Source organism: Neobacillus cucumis (assembly GCF_002860255.1).
Classification (GTDB): Bacteria; Bacillota; Bacilli; order Bacillales; family Cytobacillaceae; genus Neobacillus; species Neobacillus cucumis_A.
The window spans coordinates 44,982-68,141 of sequence record NZ_PGVE01000017.1 but is presented as its reverse complement, the minus strand read 5'-3'; the positions used below and the strand labels follow the sequence as shown (position 1 = coordinate 68,141).

At 38.2% G+C, this 23,160-nt stretch carries 16 protein-coding genes; 6 read left to right on the top strand and 10 right to left on the bottom strand.

Annotated features, from left to right (window positions below; all coding sequences use genetic code 11):
- Window positions 1-15: 15 nt before the first annotated feature.
- The gene (locus tag CVD27_RS02970; RefSeq protein WP_101646407.1) at window positions 16-3,984 is read left to right on the top strand and encodes an endo-1,4-beta-xylanase; all 3,969 of its coding nucleotides are present in this window, start codon (window positions 16-18) and stop codon (window positions 3,982-3,984) included.
- A gap of 133 nt (window positions 3,985-4,117) precedes the next feature.
- On the opposite strand, the gene CVD27_RS02965 is transcribed toward CVD27_RS02970, so the two are convergent.
- Window positions 4,118-4,792, bottom strand: coding sequence for a uracil-DNA glycosylase (locus CVD27_RS02965; RefSeq protein WP_101646406.1), 675 nt, complete (start codon window positions 4,790-4,792; stop codon window positions 4,118-4,120).
- 214 nt (window positions 4,793-5,006) lie between these two features.
- On the opposite strand from CVD27_RS02965, the gene CVD27_RS02960 reads away from it, so the two are divergent.
- Together CVD27_RS02960 and CVD27_RS02955 are read left to right on the top strand one after the other, a co-directional pair.
- Window positions 5,007-5,909, top strand: a complete 903-nt coding sequence (locus CVD27_RS02960) for a DMT family transporter (protein ID WP_101646405.1) — start codon at window positions 5,007-5,009, stop codon at window positions 5,907-5,909.
- Between the two features lie 102 nt (window positions 5,910-6,011).
- Window positions 6,012-6,725, top strand: coding sequence for a YwaF family protein (locus CVD27_RS02955; RefSeq protein WP_101646404.1), 714 nt, complete (start codon window positions 6,012-6,014; stop codon window positions 6,723-6,725).
- 261 nt (window positions 6,726-6,986) lie between these two features.
- On the opposite strand, the gene CVD27_RS02950 is transcribed toward CVD27_RS02955, so the two are convergent.
- The 8 genes from CVD27_RS02950 to CVD27_RS02920 form a co-directional block, all read right to left on the bottom strand.
- Window positions 6,987-7,703, bottom strand: a complete 717-nt coding sequence (locus tag CVD27_RS02950; RefSeq protein WP_101646403.1) for a hypothetical protein — start codon at window positions 7,701-7,703, stop codon at window positions 6,987-6,989.
- Window positions 7,704-7,719: 16 nt separating this feature from the next.
- Complete coding sequence (locus CVD27_RS02945; protein ID WP_101646402.1) at window positions 7,720-8,874, bottom strand: ParM/StbA family protein; 1,155 nt, start codon at window positions 8,872-8,874, stop codon at window positions 7,720-7,722.
- Window positions 8,875-9,052: 178 nt separating this feature from the next.
- Window positions 9,053-13,522, bottom strand: a complete 4,470-nt coding sequence (locus tag CVD27_RS02940; RefSeq protein WP_101646401.1) for a hypothetical protein — start codon at window positions 13,520-13,522, stop codon at window positions 9,053-9,055.
- Window positions 13,500-14,246, bottom strand: a complete 747-nt coding sequence (locus tag CVD27_RS02935) for a DUF6063 family protein (RefSeq protein ID WP_101646400.1) — start codon at window positions 14,244-14,246, stop codon at window positions 13,500-13,502. Before CVD27_RS02935 ends, CVD27_RS02940 begins: the two co-directional genes overlap by 23 nt.
- On the bottom strand, window positions 14,243-15,253 hold the full coding sequence (locus tag CVD27_RS02930; RefSeq protein ID WP_257984241.1) for a hypothetical protein: 1,011 nt from the start codon (window positions 15,251-15,253) through the stop codon (window positions 14,243-14,245). Before CVD27_RS02930 ends, CVD27_RS02935 begins: the two co-directional genes overlap by 4 nt.
- 12 nt (window positions 15,254-15,265) lie before the next feature.
- Window positions 15,266-15,751, bottom strand: a complete 486-nt coding sequence (locus tag CVD27_RS28600) for a hypothetical protein (protein ID WP_257984240.1) — start codon at window positions 15,749-15,751, stop codon at window positions 15,266-15,268.
- Window positions 15,748-16,821, bottom strand: coding sequence for a Wadjet anti-phage system protein JetD domain-containing protein (locus CVD27_RS02925; protein WP_101646399.1), 1,074 nt, complete (start codon window positions 16,819-16,821; stop codon window positions 15,748-15,750). The genes CVD27_RS28600 and CVD27_RS02925 overlap by 4 nt, the downstream gene beginning before the upstream one ends.
- 217 nt (window positions 16,822-17,038) lie before the next feature.
- Window positions 17,039-17,428: a hypothetical protein gene (locus CVD27_RS02920; protein WP_101646398.1), complete on the bottom strand. Its 390-nt coding sequence runs from the start codon at window positions 17,426-17,428 to the stop codon at window positions 17,039-17,041.
- A gap of 430 nt (window positions 17,429-17,858) precedes the next feature.
- Between CVD27_RS02920 and CVD27_RS02915 the strand changes: the two genes are divergently transcribed.
- Window positions 17,859-19,271, top strand: coding sequence for a glutamate decarboxylase (locus CVD27_RS02915; RefSeq protein WP_101646397.1), 1,413 nt, complete (start codon window positions 17,859-17,861; stop codon window positions 19,269-19,271).
- A gap of 814 nt (window positions 19,272-20,085) precedes the next feature.
- Here the strand turns inward: CVD27_RS02915 and CVD27_RS02910 are convergent.
- Complete coding sequence (locus CVD27_RS02910) at window positions 20,086-20,301, bottom strand: YdbC family protein (RefSeq protein ID WP_101646396.1); 216 nt, start codon at window positions 20,299-20,301, stop codon at window positions 20,086-20,088.
- Between the two features lie 423 nt (window positions 20,302-20,724).
- Here CVD27_RS02910 and CVD27_RS02905 point away from each other — a divergent pair, with 423 nt between their 5' ends.
- Entirely contained in the window at window positions 20,725-21,942 is a 1,218-nt protein-coding gene (locus CVD27_RS02905) for an ATP-grasp domain-containing protein (protein WP_101646395.1), read from the top strand.
- Window positions 21,943-22,043: 101 nt separating this feature from the next.
- Complete coding sequence (locus CVD27_RS02900; protein WP_101646394.1) at window positions 22,044-23,078, top strand: YheC/YheD family endospore coat-associated protein; 1,035 nt, start codon at window positions 22,044-22,046, stop codon at window positions 23,076-23,078.
- Window positions 23,079-23,160: the final 82 nt, after the last annotated feature.

Below are 23,160 nucleotides of genomic sequence, written 5' to 3'. Positions count from 1 at the left end.
CAGGGGAGGCAGAAAATGAGGGGAAAGTTTAAAAGAATCATTTCATTACTTCTTGTAGCCTTTTTGGTTATTCCGACAGGCTGGATTACTCGTGTTGCTAAGGCGGCAAATGCAGATATTCCAGTTATTCTGTATCATCGAATCATGGATAATCCTACAAATCAATGGACGGATACGAGCGCTGATACGTTTAAGCAGACCATGAAGTATCTTCATGATAATGGTTATACCACTTTGTCTGCGGAACAATATGTAAACATCATGGAAGGAAAAGAAACGGCTCCTGAACATCCGATTCTATTAACCTTTGATGATGGTACTCCTGAATTCATTACCAATGCTCTTCCGGTATTGAAACAATATAACATGAACGCAGTTCTGTTTATTGTCAGTGACTGGATCGGCAATGGTTACGGCATGACAGAGGTGCAGTTGAAAAGTCTGGCGAATGAGCCATCTTTAAGTCTGCAGAATCATACTAAAACACATGATGGTGCTATTTGGGGAACTGACGGAGGCACGCGCAGTACTATAACGAAAGAACAAGCTGAGGATCAAATTACATCAGCAAATACTTATCTTAAAGGGATTACTGGCAAAGACCCTGTGCTCATGGCCTACCCTTATGGCAGCTACAATGATATGACAAAACAAGTAAACCAGGAAAATGGTATAAAATACGCCTTTAAAGTTGGCTATCCTAATGATGGAGATTATGCCATGGGTCGTTACTATGTAACAAATCAGAGCTTAGCTCAAATCGCTCAAATGATCGGCGGCCCAGCACCGACAACAACACCAGGAGACCAGACTACGACTCAAACGGTTTATCATGAAACCTTTGCCAATGGTGTGGGTGTTGCAACGAAAGCTGGCGGTCCGCAAGTAGAAGCGGTTTCTGGAAAAGTTTTTGACGGTAATGATGACGGTAAAGCGATCTATGTAAGTGGAAGAGCAAACAACTGGGATGGCGTGGATATCAATTTCAGCAGCGTCGGCATGGAAAATGGCAAAAAATATAGCATCACAGTCAAAGGTTATGTTGATGGAAGTCTCAGTGTCCCTGCAGGTGCACAAGCATTACTTCAGAATGTAAACAGCTACAATGGCTTGTATGTGGCAGCAGATTATAAATCAGGTCAGACCTTTACTTTAAGCGGTGAGTACACCGTTGATACGAGCAAAGATAAAGCACTGCGCATTCAATCTAACGATGCAGGAAAAACGGTTCCTTTCTACATCGGAGATATCCTGATCACAGAGAAGGTAGCTTCAGACGGCGGCAATGAGCCTGGAAGCCAAAGACCACCTGCGCAAACCTTCCATCCAATTACTTTTGAAGATCAAACGACAAGAGGCTTTGAGGGCAGAGCTGGTACTGAATCGCTGACTGTAACTAATGATGCGAATCATACCCCAAACGGTTCCTATGCTTTAAAAATTGATGGCAGAACACAAGCTTGGAATGGTCCATCATTACATGTAGAAAAATACGTTGACCTTGGAAAAGAATATAAGATTTCGGCTTGGGTCAAGTTGATTTCTCCGGGAAGTTCCCAACTGCAGCTTTCCACACAGGTTGGCAGCGGCGGCAGTGCTAGCTACAATAACCTTCAAGGCAAAACAATCAGCACTACAGACGGCTGGGTTAAGCTAGAAGGAACCTACCGTTATAACAATGCAGGCGGCGAATATTTAACTATTTATGTAGAAAGTTCAAATAACGCAACCTCCTCTTTCTATATTGACGACATCAGCTTCGAACCTACTGGTTCGGGTCCAATCCAAATCCAAGATTTAACTCCGATAAAAGAGGTATATAAAAACAACTTCTTAATCGGAAACGCCGTATCAATGGCAGATCTGGATGGCGTTAGACTTCAGCTCCTTAAAAAGCATTTCAATATTGTTACTGCAGAAAACGCAATGAAACCGGATCAAGCTTATAATGCCAACAAACAATTTGACTTTTCCGATGAAGACGCGCTCGTCGCTAAAATTAAGGCTGAAGGTCTAAAATTGCATGGACACGTCCTTGTATGGCACCAACAGACACCAGCTTGGTTGAATACGGATGAAAACGGCAATCCTTTGGGGCGTGAGGAAGCACTCGCAAATTTAAGAACCCATGTGAAAACAGTCGTTGAGCATTACGGTAACAATGTGATTTCTTGGGACGTAGTTAACGAAGCGATAAACGATAACCCGCCGAACCCGACGGATTGGAAAGCATCCCTTCGTCAATCCGCATGGTATAAATCCATCGGACCGGATTTTGTAGAGCAGGCCTTCCTAGAGGCGAGGAAAGTAGTCGACGAAAACGGCTGGAATATTAAGCTTTATTACAACGATTACAACGAAGATAATCAGAACAAAGCGGAAGCCATTTATCAGATGGTCAAAGAAATCAATGACAAATATGCGAAAGAGCACAATGGTAAACTTCTCATCGATGGCGTTGGTATGCAGTCACACTACAATACAAAAACCAACCCAGAAAATGTTAAAAAGTCGATGGAAAAGTTTCTATCCTTGGGTGTAGAGGTAAGCATCACTGAACTAGACGTGGCAGCCGGAAGTAACAATCAACTTACCGGACAGCAAGCGAATGATCAGGCTTATCTATACGCGCAATTGTTTAAGATCTACAAAGATCACGCAGATCACATCGGACGCGTAACCTTCTGGGGATTAAATGACGCGACAAGTTGGCGTGCTGCCCAAAGTCCGTTAATCTTCGATAAAGACCTGCAAGCGAAACCAGCTTACTATGGTGTGATTGATTCGGATAAATTTATTGCAGAACATGCGCCTGAACAGAAAGAGGCTAATCAATCCACTGCTCTATTCGGCACACCTGAAATTGATGGAACGGTAGATGCTGTTTGGAATAACGCTCCGGAACTTCCGGTTAACCGCTATCAAATGGCTTGGCAAGGAGCAAACGGCGTATCCAAGGTCCTTTGGGATAAAGAAAACCTGTATGTGTTGACGCAGGTAAGCGACTCCCAACTTGACAAATCAAGTCCAAATCCATGGGAGCAGGATTCCGTTGAAGTCTTTGTCGACGAGAATAATGCAAAGACCTCGTCCTACGAAAATGGAGACGGACAATATCGAGTAAACTTTGACAATGAGACTTCCTTCAACCCTGGAAGCATGGCAAGTGGTTTCCAATCTGCAACCCACGTATCCGGTAATAGCTACATCGTTGAAATGAAGATTCCGTTAAAAACGATCACTCCTCAGCACAACACAAAGATCGGTTTTGATGTACAAATCAATGACGGTAAAGCAGGTGCCCGTCAAAGCGTGGCGACATGGAACGATACAACCGGTAATGGATACCAAGATACATCCGTATTCGGCATCCTGACACTTGTTGACACCACCGCACCTGTTACGACTGATAATGCACCAACAGCTTGGGTTAATAAAGATGTTACGGTTGCGCTCCACGCAAATGATAATGGTTCGGGAGTTAAAGCTACCTATTATAAGATTGATAACGGAACCGAACACACTGGTAGTACCTTCACGATTTCTGATGAAGGTGTCCACACGATCACTTATTGGAGTGTAGACAACGCTGGAAATGTCGAGCCGGTTAAGACAACAACCGTTAAACTGGATAAGACAGCACCTACGTTAACTATCACTCTTGATAAATCTGTTTTATGGCCAGCTAATCATAAGATGGTGCCAGTTACGGCTAGTATTAGTTCATCTGATGCCACATCAGGAATCGACTCCGTCGTGTTAACTTCCATTACGTGTAATGAGAAGATTCCATCTGATGATATTCAGAATGTAAAATTGAATACATCTATTACAGGTTCTACTACTACCTTTGAACTTCGTGCAGATCGATTAGGGAACGGTAATGGACGTATATACACGATTACTTTTACAGCTACAGATAAAGCTGGTAATGAAATAACTAAGAGTGTTACTGCCTCTGTTCCCCATGACCAATCTAAATAAAGATTAAATAAATACGAATAACCCTGAATGTAAATCATTCAGGGTTATTTTTGAATTAATGTTGAGGAAGGAAAGTTAACTTAACAGGCACTCATAACGTAGGCTTGCGCCTATAGTCTCTCCCTTCAGTTTTTTAAATGTTTGATATTGTCCAGTCAATCTCCTCCTGCCCTACTTTTCGTAAAAAGTCATTGGTTCGGGAAAAGGGCCTGCTGCCAAAAAAGCCACTGTTGGCAGAAAACGGACTAGGATGCGGCGATTTTATAATAAAATGCCTTGGTGAGGTGATTAGCTGCTGCTTTTGCTGCGCAAATTTTCCCCACAAGATAAAGACAACCGGTGTCTCCCGTTCATTCAGGATTTCTATGATTCTATCAGTAAACATTTCCCAGCCTAATCCTTTATGGGAGTTGGGCTTCCCCGCCTGTACAGTCAGCACTGCATTAAGCAGCAGCACTCCCTGATCCGTCCATTCCGTTAGAGATCCATGATTTGGTATCTCACAGCCTATATCACTATACAATTCTTTATAAATATTTTTCAATGAAGGCGGAATCGTTACCCCCGGCTTCACGGAGAAACTAAGTCCATGAGCCTGTCCAGGTCCATGATATGGATCCTGTCCGATAATCACCACTTTTGTATCCTTAAATGAAGTAAAATGGAGTGCATTGTATATATCAGACTTTTCGGGGTAAATCACTTTCTTTTGATATTCTTCTTTTAAAATCTCCCTTAATCGTAAATAATAGTTTTTTGAAAACTCTCCTTCTAGTAAAGGAGCCCAGTCATTTTTTAAAATACTCATTCCTTTAAACACCCGTTTCATTTTTTAGGTTTCTATTTATTATAAATACCCTTAGAATGGGTTATCAATGACTAAAAACGAATATCCAAGATTTCTTAATTGAATTATTTTACGAAGGGGCGTATTCTATGAAAGTTATGTTTTTTAAGGGGATAGGCTCTAAAGTCTATGAACCATTCAGTTCGTTCAATTACACTGAGGGAGAAGAGATTTGATGAATGTAAAATGGTTTTTAATGATGGCAGGATTAATCATTATTTGGAGTGTTTCCTGGCCCATTTATAAACTTGCATTGGTATTTACACCTCCATTGCTTTTTGCAGGGATGAGGTGTTTGTTAGGCGGCTTGATCTTGAGTGTTGTCATTTGGAAAACACGTGCCCGCATTCAATGGCGAAAGAATTGGAAGATCTATGTTATTACCGGCACTTTAAATATTGCTTTGTTCTATGGGCTGCAAACTGAAGGGCTTAAATTAGTACCTTCCGGTTTATTCTCTGTCATCGTCTATTTTCAACCGATTATAGTAGGTCTTCTAGCTTGGCTATGGTTAGGCGAATCAATGACTATAGCTAAAGTAGCGGGACTTATTCTAGGTTTTCTAGGAGTCATTTCTGTCAGTGCAGAAGGATTTTCCGGGCATGTTTCCATTTTAGGGATTATTTTCGGATTATTATCAGCACTTTCTTGGGCATTAGGTACCGTATACACCAAAAAACATGCGCACTCGGTGGATTCCCTTTGGATGGTAGCTTTCCAATGCTTAATTGGGGGATGTGTTCTTATGATCGCCGGACTTTCTTCTGAAAAGTGGACTAGTATTGTTTGGAACGATACGTTTTTATGGGGTCTTTCATTTGGTACGATTCTGGGGATTGCAATATCATGGATTCTCTACGTCATACTTGTGAAAACAGGGGATGCGAGTGTTGTGGCAACATTTACATTCTTAGTCCCAATGTTCGCAGTTGTCATTGGAACTGTATTTTTGAATGAACCCTTTACGAAACTCTTATTTTTAGGAATTATACTGATTGTGGCTAGTATCTATCTCGTAAATAAGAAGCAAAAGCAGACGGCAAAACAGGTTGTAGTTCAAGGGAAAATGGGAGCATAACATATTGGATTAACTCATATGAAAAATTTAATGGTTGGTATAGTATGCGAAGAATTTGCCCCAAATTAAAATGAGAAATGATCAAAATAATGGGGTAAAAAAATGCATGCATTTTTTCGGATTCATTCCAATCTTCATTCTTTCCGCCTTTTTTCAGTAGAACACCTTTTGCCGCTTGGTATCATTTTAATTTTATGCACTCTCCTATTTATTTTTAGAAACAAGCTAAAAGAGAAAAGTAAAAGAAGATATGTAAGTTTCTTTTTAGCCTTTCTCCTTTTTTTTTCTACCGCTTGGGAGCAAGCTTGGCTTCTATTTGAGCATGGATGGTCATTGAAAAGGTCATTACCGCTTCAGCTTAGTGATCTTTCTGTCATTCTCGCTATTGTGATGCTGTTTACCAGGAGTAAAAAACTTTTTGAATTTATGTACTTTGCAGGGTTAGGCAGTTCGCTTCAAGCTATTTTGACTCCTGACCTTGGAAGATATTCCTTCCCGCACTTTGAATATTTTGAGTTCTTTGTGTCACATGGCGGGGTGGTGCTGGCTTGTCTATTCATGGTTTTGGTATTCAATTACTGCCCGACTCTTCAGGGAATGTGGGTAACCATTTTTATTGTAAACATTTATTCTGGCATTGTCTTTTTCCTCAATAAATGGCTGGGAGCAAATTATCTATATATCATGAAAAAACCAAAATCAGTTTCGCTTTTAGATTATCTTGGACAGTGGCCATGGTATCTTCTCTCCATGGAGATGGTGATGATTTTAAGTTTTTATATTTTGTATTGTCCGTTATGGATAAAAAAGAAATAAAAATTCGGGCAAATAGAAAATACGGTCGTTTCTTTTATAAAAGCAAGCTTTTTTGGATCATTATGTTAAGAAACTAATTCAGCGGTGGGCGCCTTAATTAAGTAACAAAAACGCATGACATTTTTTACGTGTCATGCGTTTTTTGATAAGGCGTAATATATGAATTCAGGTTGGATTTCTAAAAATAGATCTTAGATATCTAGTAAATAGACTCAATAACCCGTTTCAGCTCCTTTTCAAGATCAGCCGGCTCTTCCTATTTTAAAAATCAATATCTATAACTTCATTAATAGTACCTGTCACTTGATCACTTTTGAGCAATTGCCCTTCTTTCAAATCGTTGACTTCTTTAGTCTGTCCCATTGCAGGCTTTGTGTTATTTGGATGAGCAGAATCAACAGGACGATAAGTAAGTTCATTTTTAAGTTGGTTAATCTCACCTAATAGCTCGATGCGAAAGGATTTTAACAAGGTTTGGAATTGATTCTTATCTAATTTTTGCTCACCGAGTTTCGTGATAAACTCCCGTAACTCATTTGCTTGGAAGGACCCCATCCCAGAAGAATCAACTGCGCGACCAGAGACAAATTCTTGTTTAAGTAAATCAATCTTACCTAAAAACTCCTCACGAAGTGTATCGATTAAGGTTAGTGTCTCTTCTTTTTTCACTTTATCCAAATCCTGTTCAATAAGATTCGTGATATAATCCTCCAACTCATTTGCCTGTGCTTTCTCCTCAAGAAATGCATACACCTTTGGAGAGATTTTCAAAGGATTTAATGTCAACCCTACACGTTCGTTTTTACTTCTTGATTCCGAATTCATTAATCTGACCACATCCGTTTGGCGAGTAGCAGGAGGTAATAAAAAGTTTGATAGAGCGTAAAATGGTGCAAACATCTGTGCAGTCAGATCTGAATAGAAATTATGGTATCCGACAGCGGACTTTTCACCAAGAAGATGATCTTTGTTGCTCATACGTTCTTCTCCCCTCTTATGCGGAAACTATGTTTGTTTCATGCCTGCTTAAAATTTCTAGACCATATAAATTTAACTTTCTGGCATCAGGTAGGAATAGATGATTTTGCTCTCTAATTTCAACGCCATATCTTATATCAATTGATTCTTCAAGGAATCGTTTAAGGATTCCGGCGATTCCACCTATATAAATATATTTATAAACTTTATCCTTAGGTGATGGGAATGTGTTTTCAATTTTCGTTAATAAAATTTGCGTATATTCCCTTAATGACTCATGGATTGGCTCTGTAAGATCAACGGTTTTACCGCTATTTCCATCCCGCTGCTCCATTTTTGTTTTCTCGATTGTTTTGATAATGAATTCTTCTAGTGAGCGAACATCATCAAAGGACTCTAGAAACTTTTCGCTTCTCAGTTTTTCGATATGTTTTAAATACGAAATGTCAGTGAAGCAGTTCAGTGAATCCCTGCTTTTAGGAGCTTGAAGTCCTGCTTGGAGCAAGGCAAGATCAACGGTCCCTCCCCCTAAATCTACAATGAGAGTTTCAACATTTTTAAATGCATTTGCTTCCTCACGATCCTGCAAATCAAAATCTTTTTTAATGGCCCAGCGAGCAACTTCGCTTTCAATCCGGCATTTGCTTGTTTCGACTTGAATGGTGACCACTCTTTCAAATCCTGGAGTTAAAATCGCTACTTGGTGCTCCCCTTCAAATCTGCTGGCCATTTTATTTTGCATATCACTGAACTTGTTTGTTTTCTTAAGTAACCAAATGGGAAGCATGGTCGAAAAATAATTAATGTTCACTTGGTTATCTTCTTTGCTGAATCCTTTTAATACATGATAATAGGCAACTGACGCAAGGAACATCACATAGGGAATCTCAGATTCTGTTTTATCATGAAGCTTGTTGATATGAATGTTTCCTAACACCTGTTTTTCAGCTGAATCGCCTACTAAATAATATTTCTCTACACCGTCTATGGTAGTTGAAATGAGCATATTTTGAAGAAGGAATTGGGGGTCATTAAAAGTAGACGGATAGTGGCCGTCTGCCTTATCTTTCGTTATTTCTACTACATTAGTAGGAATCTCAAAATAATAACCATCCACAAGGGTTTGAAAGATAGAATTACCAAAATCGACATTCTGACGTTTTATATCCATTATTTCTCCTCTTTTCATGCTTTTTCCTGATATTAGTATATATTTTTCTCTTCCATTTGTCTAAATTGGTTAATAATTTTTTAGATTAAGATAATTTCCTTTAACGTGGTACAAATAAAAATCTCACCTTCCATTAGAAAGTGAGATTTTTTACGTTTATTCGATTCTATCATTATTTTTACCTTATCTGTGAGATTTCCTCTCCCTGGTAAATCCGAAAGGCTGGAACAATCGTATCCGATACAATTTCTTTTCCTTTTTCACGGATGAAGTCCAATTTATAATAGGCATCAAATCTTTGGCTAATTTCCGTTTTCACCAGTTCAGGTGGAGTGACGACAATGAATTGGAACTTCAATTTTTCAGCAACGGCGAAGATCGGGTCAAGGACATGTGCCGATGCAGCTTGTCCGAACGGATTATCACAGACTAACGGAACCCAGCTTTGATCAGTTTCGCTTTTAACGGATAATAACATCATCATCATCACCATTCGTGCCGATAACTTTTGTCCGCCGCTTCCATCGGATTTCGTCTTAGAACCTTGATTAATAGTCTGCCATGTTGAATAATGCTCCCTTTGCGGTTTACCGTACATAAAGGCATTATCCGTCCGCATATTATAGACAAGCAGTTCAGGATACCGATTTCGTAGGGATACAAATAAGATTTGCTCATCACTAATGAGTTTTTTTATTTCTTGGTCTAAGGATTGATTCACATCGTCAATCACATCAAATTGTTTGGTTATTTTGTAAATGGCAGTAACAAAATGCTGTTTCAATAGTGGTTCGATATCTTCTGCCTTTTTAGGTAAGATGTCTTCTTTGAGCTGGACAAGTGGAAAGGATCCTCGTTCATTTTTTAGCTTCATTTTGGCAATCATAGAACGAATAGCCTCTGAAATACTCATCACTTTCATGCTGGCACGACTAGCCCAGAAATTTTGAGCATTTTCTGCCCTTTCCTTATCCCGTTCTAATTGCTCCAATCCACTTTGTGAAAAACGCTTCATATTTTTAACGGTGCTTTGGATATGCGTATAATGCCTTGTATCCATATGATCGAGTGTAGTTAGTACTTCATTTTTAAAGCGAATCTCCCAATCTTTTCCCTCAATGGAAAGCTTTAAATTACGCAAGGATTGTTCAATTTTCGCGTGCTTCTCTTGGCCTTCTTCCTGAATCGCTTGATGTTCTTCACACCAGGAAAGAATACCTGCTTTTCCTTGACTCTTAATTCTTTCTACATCATCGTCCGTAAATGCCGCCGCTTCCTCTTTAAGGATAACGGATAAGGTTAATAAATCCCCTTCATAACCCGTAATTTTCGTTTCTGATTCTTTTTGTCGTTTCTCCGCCTTCTTTACTTCCTCTTTTGCTAATTTTGTTTGGTCTTTAATTTCGATCTCCTTTATTTGTAGATCAAGGTTTTCCCATGCTTCAGGCTGTTTTTCATGCTTTTCCACTTTCTTTCCTGACTTGTCGCGCTGTTCGGCCGCCAGTTTTAAGGAGGTTTCTGCTATAGTTACAGCTGTTCCTTGTTCCCGTTCTTCTTTTTCCGCTGCCTTCGTTTCCTTTTGTGAGGTTTGCAGCATATTTTCTAATATACTGATAGGTTCCTCTGGTTCTGGAGCTTGATTCCAATCTTTATTTAGCGAATCGAGTTTTTTCTCTAATTTCTTTTGCTGCTTTTGTTCGGTTTCTCTTCTTGCTTGAATCACAAGTAATTCTCTTGCCTGTTCTTCCTTAGACTTTTGGAGCTGTTTTAGCTCTTCGATACTTCCAGTTATCTCTTTTAATAAATGTGGAGATAGGCGTGGAACCTCTTCACATGGATCTGCTTTTTCATCAGCAGGAAAAGCTGCCCCTTCAATAAAGAAAGATATCTCTTTAATAGTTTGTTCGATTGTAAGTTTCCATTCTAGATACGTTTGATTCCACTTGTTTTGCAGGTCAACGATATCTTGGTGTTCCTTTACAATTTCTTGCTGCTCCGAGCTTAGCGCATCCTTTAGCTTCTCTTTCTCTAGTTTCACTCGTTTATTTTCTTGATATAGGGTCTTTCCTTGGTCAAAAACCTCTAATGTATGAACATCTTTTGAATGCTTCTCTATTTTTCGCTTCGTGTCTTCAAGCTGTTCTTTGAGCTGAAGCTGTAATTCCTTTTCTTTTTCTTCTTGTGTGATGATTTCCTGTAATTGTGATTTCTTTGAATGAAGAGCGTTCTGTTCTTGATGGAGTGCTCTTTCGATATCACTTGATAGCTCGCCTAATAAAAAACGATCGATTTCTTTCAAAATTCGACGTAAAGAAGTTTCTGTTTTTTCAATTTCAACAAGCGTGTCTTTCTTTTCTTCTATTTGTTTCGCAATCTTTATTTTCCAGTTGGTAAATAGATGTTTATCTGTTAATAGGTCTCTCTCGGTTCCATTTAAAATCACAAAGGATAGTTGCTGATTTTCACGGGTCATTTCCTCACGCAAGAAAATGGGAACAGGACTTTTAAACATCCTGCCGGAAAGTACCTGCTGATTAATTTTTTGCCATTGATGTTGGCTGACGACCAAACCGTAGGGAAGGAGCGGGTACATCAAAAGGTAGTTTGTCATTTCATCTGTACTTAATGATTGAAGAAAATGAGTTCCATAAAATACATCAATGCCCGTCTTCTCATCGATCCATTCTTTTAATTCTTTTACATCTTTATTGGCAATCCAGAAATGCTCATCATTTAAGGAATGGTCAAGTTGTGTTTCCCAGAGGTCTTTTTTTATTTGTTCCCCTTGTTCACGGTTATGGACCAGCATTTCTTCTATCTGTATTACATACTTCGATAAGAGAGAATGAGTAAACGGCGACGTGACACCATCTAATAGACTATGAAGCTTATCTAGTAGTTTTATTTCTTTTTGCTTTTGCTCTTCATTTGCAACCTTTAATTCTGCACATTTTTCTTCTGAAAACTGAATGGATTGGACCAGTGTCCCATGTGAAGTGGCAAGTTGATTTTGCCTTTCACTAGATTCTTTCTCTTTTGCTTGGAGCTCTTCTAACTTAACCTTTTTGTCTTCCATTTGTTTATTTAAGTTTTCGATCAGTCCCTTTAAATCATAGGTTAAGCGGTCGCCAAATTCTTGAACAAGTGCCGCTTCCTTCGATTCAAAGTTATGTAAATCCGTATAGAGAAAATCAATTTCCGTACTAAGCTGCGCAATGTCTTTTGTCTTTTGTTTATCCTGCCGCGAAAGCTCCGTTCCTTTTTTATTGAGGAACTTTTGATACCCCGCATATTGCTTAACCGCCTCTTGAATAGAGAGATATGCATGTTCCCATTGCGAGCTTGTTTCTTTTTTGATTTCTTCCATTCTTTGATTCACTTGCTCTAAGCCACTATTTTGTTCCAGTTTCTCGATCTGCTGTGAAAGAGAGAGAATGCTATGTTCGTTTTCAAACCACTCTTTCAATAAAAGTTGAAATGCAAATTGTTCTTTTCGTTCCTGCTTTTCTTTCGCAAGCTCTAGTAATGAAGTATGCTTGGTCCGTTCTTCGACTAATTTCTTTTCCCAATCCATTACCTCTTTGTGAGCTTTTGCATACTCTAAGTTATCTTTTTGAAAACGTAAATCTGCTTGCCTCACTATTAATTTTTCAATATCCTTTTCTAAAGTAAGCAGTGCATCCTCTTCCGTTTGTTTCATATGCTCTAAAGCCCCAAGCAGCTGTCTTCCTACCTTTATACTTTCCTGAACAATTTCTTTATGTTCTACTCCCTTAGCAAGGTGCTCTTCAAATGGAACAATGTCTTCTAAAAACTCTTTATGTGCTTGCTCTCTTTTTAACAGAACAGGCAGGTCCTTCGCAATACTTGCCTGGCTCTTGAAAATCTCCACAAGATCATTCTTTTGATGTTCCGTTCGATGTAAGACTTGACTAACAGTCGGAATAATTCTTTTTTGAAACAGGGAATAATCATCCTCAGCTCCCTCAAAGTATTTCCCAACGCCCCCCTCATCCTTGTTGATGTCCTTCATAATATCCCAATCTTTACGATTAATTCCGTATGTATCAAGGATGCGATAGTGCTTCTTCGTATCTCGGTAAACGTCATATCCATTCCATTTTAAATAATCCTTCAAGCTTTCTGTTTCAGCAACCTCATCATTTTCATAGAGTGGAATATGCTCAAGTGCTGCCTCTTCTTTCCGGTCAAATTCTCTTGTATAAAAAGTAATATTAGGAAGGATCTTTGCTTCCTGTTCCAATGTCTTACTTTCATTTCCACTTTCTTCACTCATCGAAATCCGCTGTTCAGCTGAGAACATTCCTCCTGTGACTAGATGCCTGCGGTCAGCACCGTCCAATTCCCATTGAATAAGAACATGAAAGGTATATGGAATAAATTGTTCTTTATTATTAAAGAAGAACTGCTGATAATAACGGTTGTTTTGTTTTCCCCACGAAGTTCCAGGTTTCAGTATCTGGAAAATCGTTTGCAGGAACACACCTTTCCCGCCCCCATTCATCATGGCAATGAGGCCATTTGTGGATGTCTCATCATTATGGAAATTAAAAGTAGTATCTTTGTATTGCTTTTGCATGCCATCATACTTGAGGCCAACAATTCTAATTCGATGGATTTTCGGCATGCTCAACCTCCTCTGAAGTCATTAATTTTTTAAATAATTCATAACGATCATAATCATGATACAAGTACTCAATTCGCTCAAAAAGCTCTTGTTTTGGAATGGCCTTTGGTATATCGTCACGGTCAAGGATGACAACTAACCCCTCCGTCTCTAATAAACGCATCGCACCGGCAATTAGCCCAATTCTGGTTCGTCTATTGCCTTTTTTAACAGTATAATCCTCCGTGTCGACCTCCATGTATTTCCAAGTGGTCACCACTTCCTGCATATCAATTCGTTCTTCTTCTCCAAATGCAGGTTTCGCTTTAAGAATGCTATCCCAATTCATAATGAGGTCGTTCACTTGCCGCTCTAATGCGTAATAGCTGATTCCTTCCCGCTTTGTGCGAATTTTTGCCGCTTGGTTGCGGTCGATTGCTGCCAAAAATGACATAATGACAACGCTCATCAAATGAAAGTGCTTCTTCGTTTCAACTTGCCGATGTTTTTCTTTCAAATGAGTGAAATTCGTCGCAAAGACAGAGCCGGTTGGCTGGACCACTAATTGGATACGCTTGGGTGATTCAATGATATAGGTACCAGATTCGTCCGCTAATAAAAGAACGGTCTGCCTCACTTCCGGATTAAAATAAGCCTCGAAGTGTTCACTATTCTCGTCGATTACTTTTTCTTTTAATAGAGTAAAATAGACGGCCGAAGCCTTTTTGATCGTTTCTGCATTCATTCTTTCTCCTCCTGTACACATATTTTAAAAGGAGTTATTTTCATTCTGTACCAGGTGAAAGGCTCTGCTCGATGATCAAATGATGTAAAAAGCTTTGAGCCTTCAAATACTTGAAATTGCGGATACTCCATCATTAGTTTATAAAGAAGAATTTCCCTCTCATCGCTTAAGGTATCTTCTTTTCGATACAGTACTTGCACCTTCAGCGGCTTTTTATCAAACATCATCCATAAATCAATCGTTTCCGATTCTTCAAACCATAAATCCTGTACTTCTAATGGTAACTCTACTAAATTAGCTAATGAAAACTCTCCGTATGTTTGTAAATATTGAAAAACATAACTCCATGCCTTAATAACAGAGTCCCAGTTTGTTACGCGCTGACGAGTAATGCTATCTTCCACCTCATCTTCGATTATAACTTCCGTCGTTGGAGTTTCATTAAATTCTTGTTCGCCCCAAATCCAATCGAGCGGCAAAATAAACTCATTCTTCGGTGAAAATAAAGGTGAAAGTACTCGTTCTATTTCGTTAAAACCTTGAACGCCTTCCTTCATGAACCAATTTTCATAAAAATGCTCACGAAAAGAAACTAGGCTATTTTCCCAGAACAATGAAGGGTTCTCCGCTTTTAATCTCATCTCATAGGAAATATTTTGAATCACTAACTTGGCGAAACGATCATGCAATTGCCTTGTATGGCCAATTTTTTCTTGAAGAAGAACGAGTTCCTTCTGAACCAAATCATCTTCTTCATTTCTTCGTTTTGTTTTTTCTATCATACTAGTGATGGTCCGGAAATGATTTTTCTCTTCTTCAAATTGCTTTTCAATTTCCACACGATTGTCTGCCCTTTGCCATTCTTCTTCCATTAATAAGATTTTGGGATTGTTAATCATTTCCTTTTGAAAGGTAAATTCATTGGCCATTAAGCGGTTTACTCGTGAAATGAGGTGATCGAGGTTTCGAGTAGCTTTGCGAAAATTACCGTTTTTAATCAACTGCATACTATAGAGTTGTTAAATGGTGATGGAGAACTCCTCCGCCATTTCCCTGCTCATAAAAATCATTTCCTGAGCAACATCCGTGAGTTTGTAAACAATGGAACCGCCCATTTCTAAATTCGTATATAATTCATCCATTGTGACATAGCGGAAAGTTTGCGTTTCCCAGGATTGTCTTATTTCATCGTAATATAAGGCTTCAAACGGTTTACTATATTCTTCTTTCCCCTGATATAAAAGCCCGCTTGTTATCCGTTCCATTTGCTTATCGTCTGCTAAGAGCCTCATTTGTTTGATGGAATCTTGCACCATATACTTGATATCTGCTTTTCGTCTATGATCATCATCATTTAATTCTCGATAAAAAATGGTGAGGAGCACTTGCATCAGAATGGTTTGGATATGGGGTTTCAGCTCCCCTACTTCCATTCCTCTCCCAAGCTCAAACAATGGGTTTAACCGTTGCAAACGCTTGCCGAATCCTTCCCATGATTCGTTCACATCCATCTCCTCCATGATTCAATTGTTAAAACTTCTTGAGCGATCCGTTTATTTTCCTGCCATAATTGCCATAATAGCGCTTGCTCGTCGTCAGTAAACCATTGAAAAAATAGATCACGGTATTGGGTACTTTGTGTTTGGCCGTCTTTCTGGTCATTCCTTTGTTCAAGGCAATCTAGCATTTTTCGATAAATTTTTAGGGCTGGCTGGATACAGCAATCTGGGTATTTTTCAATCAGGCGAATAAGAATCCCGTATCCTGCAGCATCAAGATCTCCTGCGTAATAGAAAAGATAGGGTTTAGTTGGAAACATTCGAAAGAAGAAGGAAAAACTTCGTTCAATCTTCGTCCCTTCACCATAAATAATCAGTTCAGGTTCATAATCGAGGTCATTTGCTTCCAATAATTTAATGGAAGTATGAAAGAAAGATAGATTCTCAACAATCAAGACCCGCTGAATATCTTTGAGTTCTTTCCCTTGTTTGATCCAAAATACAAAAGGCTCCCCGTAGCGTACCATTTTAAGTTGCTCTTCTGATACCCCAATTCTAGCTAGAAAACCTTTTCCGGCAGGAAAACTTTCTCCATCTAGTAAGAATTTTTCATGACCAAATAGCTCGAGGCTTCTTTCTTCGACCGAAACGATTTCCCGTTCCTGACTGGAGCTTAGGAACGTATATAGATTTTGGATTCGCCCCCATTCCTCTTCTGTTTGCCATTCGGGATGCCGTTCATAATAGGAAAAATCAAACTGATCACTTAATTTCATCATCAGGAGACGATCCCATTTGGCTGCTTGAACTTTTATATTTACCCAATAATAAAGGGCAAGTGCTGGTGTTCTACCATTGTATTGATTATTTTGAATCGGGATCAGTTGTCCTTCGGATTGTAATGTTTCGATGGTACGATAAAACGACGAATAACCATCCCTTTCAAAATAATCATCCAAACGCTTACGCAACTGAATTTCTAAATCATTAATATTTATTTTCTTTTTTTGTTTAGGGTGTTGGATATCTTCAATAAAACTTCTCACCCTTGTTTCAATAACATCGATTGTAATCACCTACTTAAATCTTTTAAACGCCGGATGGTTTTGACTTCTACTAACCAATTTGGACATCCTTATATTATAAACTAGTTGAGTAATGACAGGTAAATGAAATTTTAAATAGATTAATATAATCAAAAAAATGACTATCAATATGATAGTCAATCTTAGTAACAAATAAGGAAATGGGGGAAAGTTTTTTAAAATACTAATTCAAGGAAAAGATCCACGTTTAACTAATTATTTCTTTTGCTTTTTCCTTCATTTCCTTGTATCGCTCATTTAATAGGTCCAAGATTATCTCGTCAGCGGTAAAATACCTAACAACGGCCTTTATTTCTCGTCTTGTGAAATTCCCATGGTCATGAATTTTATATCCTCTGCCGCTAAGTTTATACCTTATGATGAAACTATTCGGTTTCCTATCTTCTCTCGGATAAACCTGAACAAAATTAAGAACTGTTTCTTCGCATGAACAATCAGGATTCATACAATATGAATCAGCTACCAAAAATATCTTTCCAATATAAACAAAGTTGAAATAGTCGTCGTCTGAATTTGGGAAAACCTCTGAAGAACACACCGTAATGCCTTTTGCAATCTTACTAAGCACTGCATTCATAGTACCGCTCCTTTTTTATTATTTTAACAGGCAACATTCCCATTTACCTATTTATTCAAAGAGTAACTCGGTTCAGCATTTTAACAGGAAGGTATGAAAAGATGACATGATAGTGGATATAAAATGATGAAAATGAATGGGGAAGTTTGCAGATTTAATAGAAATGGAATCTAAATTTCAAAATTATCTAATGTTATTATGGTTTTGACATTCATTCTACCTCCCTTCTATCAAATTAGAACACACTGCTTTTTCACCATAATTCTGTCTTTACTAATGGTTTTCTACAATTATGTGAACGCTTCAATTTAACTAATTTTTTGGATGGTTATATTACCGATGACGAATCAATGCGTGATGCATATTTTAAGGCATTTATTGACAAAACAATAGAAGAAATCTAATTCCTATGAAGGAGTGTGGATCCTATATGCCACATTGGCACCCGCGCCGTACGCAAATCGAGCAAAGGATGTTGTCTAATGAATTTTCTATCAATCCCCTTTTCGTCCGTAAAGGAGAAGAGGCCGTTCCGCGTTTTCGTATGCGTGATCAAAGCATGTTACCTGAAACCGCGTATCAAATTATTCACGATGAAATCGCCCTAGATGGAAATGCCCGTCTTAATCTTGCAACATTCGTTACCACTTGGATGGAGCCAGCCGCAGAACGTTTATATGCCCAATCAGTTGACAAGAACATGATTGATAAGGATGAATACCCGCAGACAGCAGCGATAGAGGAACGCTGTGTTCGAATTTTAGCCGATCTCTGGAATTCGCCCGACCCTCATAATACGATAGGCGTTTCGACAACAGGTTCGTCGGAAGCGTGTATGCTCGGGGGCCTTGCGTTAAAGCGGCGCTGGCAAAACGAACGAAAAAAACATGGGAAGCCAATTGACCGGCCAAATATCGTATTTAGTTCTGCCGTTCAGGTGGTTTGGGAAAAGTTCGCCAACTATTGGGAGGTTGAACCGCGTTATGTAAACATTAGCCAAGATCATCCTCATTTGGACCCTGAGGGAGTACTTTCTGCTGTAGACGAAAATACTATCGGTGTGGTTCCGATTTTTGGGGAGACCTATACCGGTATTTACGAACCAGTCGCAGCCATTGCGAAAGCCTTGGACGAGCATCAAGCCAAAACGGGGCTCGATATTCCGATTCATATTGACGCTGCTTCAGGAGGATTTATTGCACCTTTCCTTCAACCAGACTTAGTCTGGGATTTTCGCTTGCCAAGGGTGAAGTCCATCAATGTTTCCGGACATAAATATGGATTGGTTTACCCGGGTCTTGGATGGATCATTTGGCGTGAGGTTGAAGATCTCCCTGAGGAACTCATCTTTCGAGTGTCCTATTTAGGCGGTAATATGCCAACGTTTGCCCTGAATTTCTCTCGTCCCGGTGCACAAGTACTCCTACAATACTATAACTTTCTGCGTTTAGGCAAGGATGGATACTATGAGGTGCAAAAGACTTCTCAGGCAGTGGCGCAATTCCTCAGCAAAGAGATTCTTGATATGGGAGCTTTTGAACTACTGACAGATGGCTCAGATATTCCAGTATTTGCATGGAAATTGAAAGAAGGACACACATCCAACTGGAATCTTTATGACTTGTCTCGACAATTGCGTATATTCGGCTGGCAAGTGCCTGCCTATCCTTTACCTCCAGACATGGAAGAAGTAACGATTATGCGTATTGTGGTTCGAAATGGATTTTCCATGGACTTGGCACAATTGTTCATGCTGAACCTCAAACAGGCTGTCTCCTATCTGGATTCCTTGGATGGACCAATACCACATGACACAAAGTACGACAATGGTTTCCACCATTGATCTCCAAACTCTCAAGATTTGTAGAAGGATAAATCTAGTTTGTCATTAGCAATTTAATGTTATTATTACAGGAATTTGCATAAGAATGTGTATTAAATTGTTGGGGTATATTGGCTGGTGTACCTCAACAATTTAATCTATATTTATTTACAAATTGTAATAAAAATGGTTATTGACTACCTTATTGCCTCAAATTTTCGATTTACAGCAGTCAATGAGCTCTATTGGCTACCCTTTTACTTTGGATTTTTAATTTATGGTCGTCTATAAGCTCTATTGACTACCCTGTTACCTCGTATTTTTAATTTATGGTCGTCTATAAGCTCTATTGGCTACCCTCTTACCTCGTATTTTTAATTTATGGTCGTCTATAAGCTCTATTGACTACCCTCTTACCTCATTTTTATGATTCACGGTCGTTTATAGTTCCTATAGAGTACATTGTTCTCTCATTCTATTCATTTGCAGTCGTCAATTGCTCTCTGATTCTATAACAAGTGGAGTCGGACTTTGGTCGTGCAAGCTCCTTGGATGATTATGATTGTCGTCATTGCCTTATAAACATTCCGATTGGGCTATGTGTCGTAATGGATTTGAAATAGGAGAAAAATAAAATATCATTGCAAAAAAAGGGAGCTAAGTAATTACCATTAAAGATAATTATTTTGCTCCCTTTAACTCGATTTTTTCCACCCAAGAGGATAGTAGTTTACATAATAAAATTACAATTAACCAATATCTTAATATTCAATAGAATCGTAATTTCTAACCATACCGAAAAAGCACCCAAAATGATGCCATAATACTTAAAAGGTTAAAGAGAGTTAAGAATTTCCTTCAGGTTAGTTAATTCATCATTAGATAACGTGATCCCTTTTCCCATTTTCTCATGATTGTCGGACCAGTCACGGAGATCATATTTGGGTTCCCGTCCATTCCAACTAATCAGATTGAGTTCTTTCTTCCATCCTTTTGCAGATTCTGAGATTACGGCAATCGTTTGGATGATTTCATATTTAATTTCTGCCATTTAATTTCCTCCTTAGCAATGATCTCTTAAACAAGATGGGTTGCTTTTTATGTTGTTCAATTATAGCTATCTGTACTTGTATAGCCGCTGATAACCTCCATAAAGTAGTTTAGAATTTTCTAACTCTTGTTTTAGCCCTTCAATCCCATAAACGGAGGGATATATTTTATACTCCCCTATTTTTAAGAAATCATATTTCGATAAACAACCACACGCTGTTGTGAAGTGAGTTTTGCTTATACAAAATCACATTTTACATTTTTACAAATTCATTCATTTATTTGTCTTAAGAATGATGACGTTTGTCCAAACCATGGTTGTCTTAAGACAATATAATAAACTGTACTTATCATGTAATTCAAAATATAACTGGGAAACTAAATCCTTCATTAAAAAACCAGTAAAGATAGGATGACAAGGCTTATGCGAACTATTGTATTTATTGAAACTAACAAACATGGATCCAGTAGAGAAGCAATAAAAGCTGCTGAAAGACTTGGATATTTTACAGTGTTATTCACCAATAGACAAAAATACCTTCAACAAAGAACCGAATTTCCCGAAGTCCATCAAATGATTTTAGTCGATTTATCAAATCATGTCGAAATAAGAAAAAACATAAACAATTTACAAAAACAAGGTAAACAAATAAAAGCCATTATGAGTTTTGTACATTCTTTCGTCCATCTAGCAGCAACCCTATCAGAAGAATTTTGCTCCACTGTAGTCTCTTCGGATGCCATTTTAAAAATGGAAAATAAAGTTCTAACTCGTGAGCTTCTTAAAAGACATCCAAATTCTCCCCATTATGAACTTTATAATCCAGATGATTATTCCTTAGAGTACTTTATTGATTTAGCCAAGGACCATTTGCCTCTTATTGTTAAGTCTCCCACATCTGCCGGCTCCAAAGATGTTATGTTGGCAAATAACGTGAACCAGTTAAAGCTGGCCATACAAGAATTACTAAAAAGAAATGAACAGATTTTACTGGAGGAATATCTTAAAGGACCCCAATATTTAGTTGAAGTTTTAGTTCACAATGGCAAAGTTCATATTGTAGCGATCATCGAACAACAGATTACTCTTTTTCACCGATTTATCGTAACCGGATATAGTTTACTACCAGATATCAATCAAAGAATGTACCGTAATATTTTTCACTCAGTAAATTCCATTTTACAAGCTTTTCAGATGAGAAATGGTGCCTGTCACCTTGAAATGCGTTTAGTCAATGGGGTATGGAAATTGATTGAAATTAATCCAAGAATTTCTGGTGGAGCGATGAATCGAATCATTGAGGTCGGATATGGTATTAATTTAGTAGAGGAAACTATTCAATTAATGTTAGGAAATGAGCCTAGCCTGACTAAAAAACACAGTAAGTATGTTTATGCGCATTATTTAACAGTTGAGTCTAGAGGGAAAGTAAATAGGGTAACGGGGAAAGAACTCAGCTCTCAAATTGCCGGCGTAGAAGAGGTATATATCAAACCCCGACAAGGTCAGATCGTACGTCCGCCAATATCCATGGGAGATCGTTGCGGATACATTTTGGCATCCTCAAATAATAAAGCAGAAGCGAAAAGTATTGCCATGCAAGCAGCCAGCAATATCCATTTTGACCTTGACCCAATTTAAAGTACTCAGTGACAACTAATGAGTATGACGTTCATCGTAAGCTATTAATATTTTAGTCTTTTTATGAGAAAAGGTATTTGGAGAGGTGAAAAAGAAGTAAAATGACGCTAATAGGCATGCTTCATCATCGTAGAGATCCAAATAAAGTAAAGAAAGCATTTGCTTATGCCGCTGTAGCAAAAGCAGAAGGTGTAACCTTTTTTTACTTTACCCTAGGAAAAGTGAATATCAAACAGCATAAAATTTTAGGAAAATCCTATGAAAATGGACAATGGGTTGAAAAGGAGTTTCCTTTCCCTGATGTCATTTATAATGCAAGCTATCTTGCAAGTGAGAAAACTAAACATATCTTTGATTATTTGTATGATAGGATTCCGTTTACAAGTCATTCGATTGGGGACAAATTATCGGTTTATAACAGAATTAAAAGAGCAAACAAATATAAACATTACCTTATTCCTTTTTATGAATTAACGAACGTTCAGATATTTTTTGACATGATAAAACGTTATCAAAAAGTAATTATTAAACCGTTATCTGGGCATCAAGGAGGCGGCATTGTTTTTATTGAAAAAGATGGATCCAATCATTACAAAATCAATGATGCAGGGGTAGAATCATCTATTAATGAAAAACAATTGTTAGACTGGTTATCTCATAAAGTACAAGAAAAAGATTACGTCATTCAACAGTTTATTACAAGTCAAACAAAATCGGGTCATGTTTTTGATTTCCGGTTGCATGTACAAAAAAATGGACAAGGAAAATGGGTGATTACTTCTATCTATCCAAGGATCGGGCGTTTAGGGACCATAACTTCTAATATGGGGAGTGGTGGTTATAGTACTTACCTGGATATTTTTTTACAACAAGAGTTTGCAGACTCTTGGTATGATATTAAAAAGTATCTTGAACAGTTTGCGATCAGTTTTTCCAATCATTTTGATTCTTTGTATGACGATGAGTTGGATGAATTAGGAATTGACGTTGGAATAGATGAAAACCAAAAACTATGGCTTTTTGAAGTGAATTGGAGACCAGGTCCACCTAATATTTACAGTCTTGAATTAGATGTAGCTAAAAATACGATATTGTATGCTAAATATCTAGCTGATAAAAATAAACATAAATCTTAAAAAAACAGCTTGCCGCTCATGGACAGCACCTCCAATTGTAAACAATTGGATTGCCATTCATGAAAGGAAAGCTGCTTTTTTT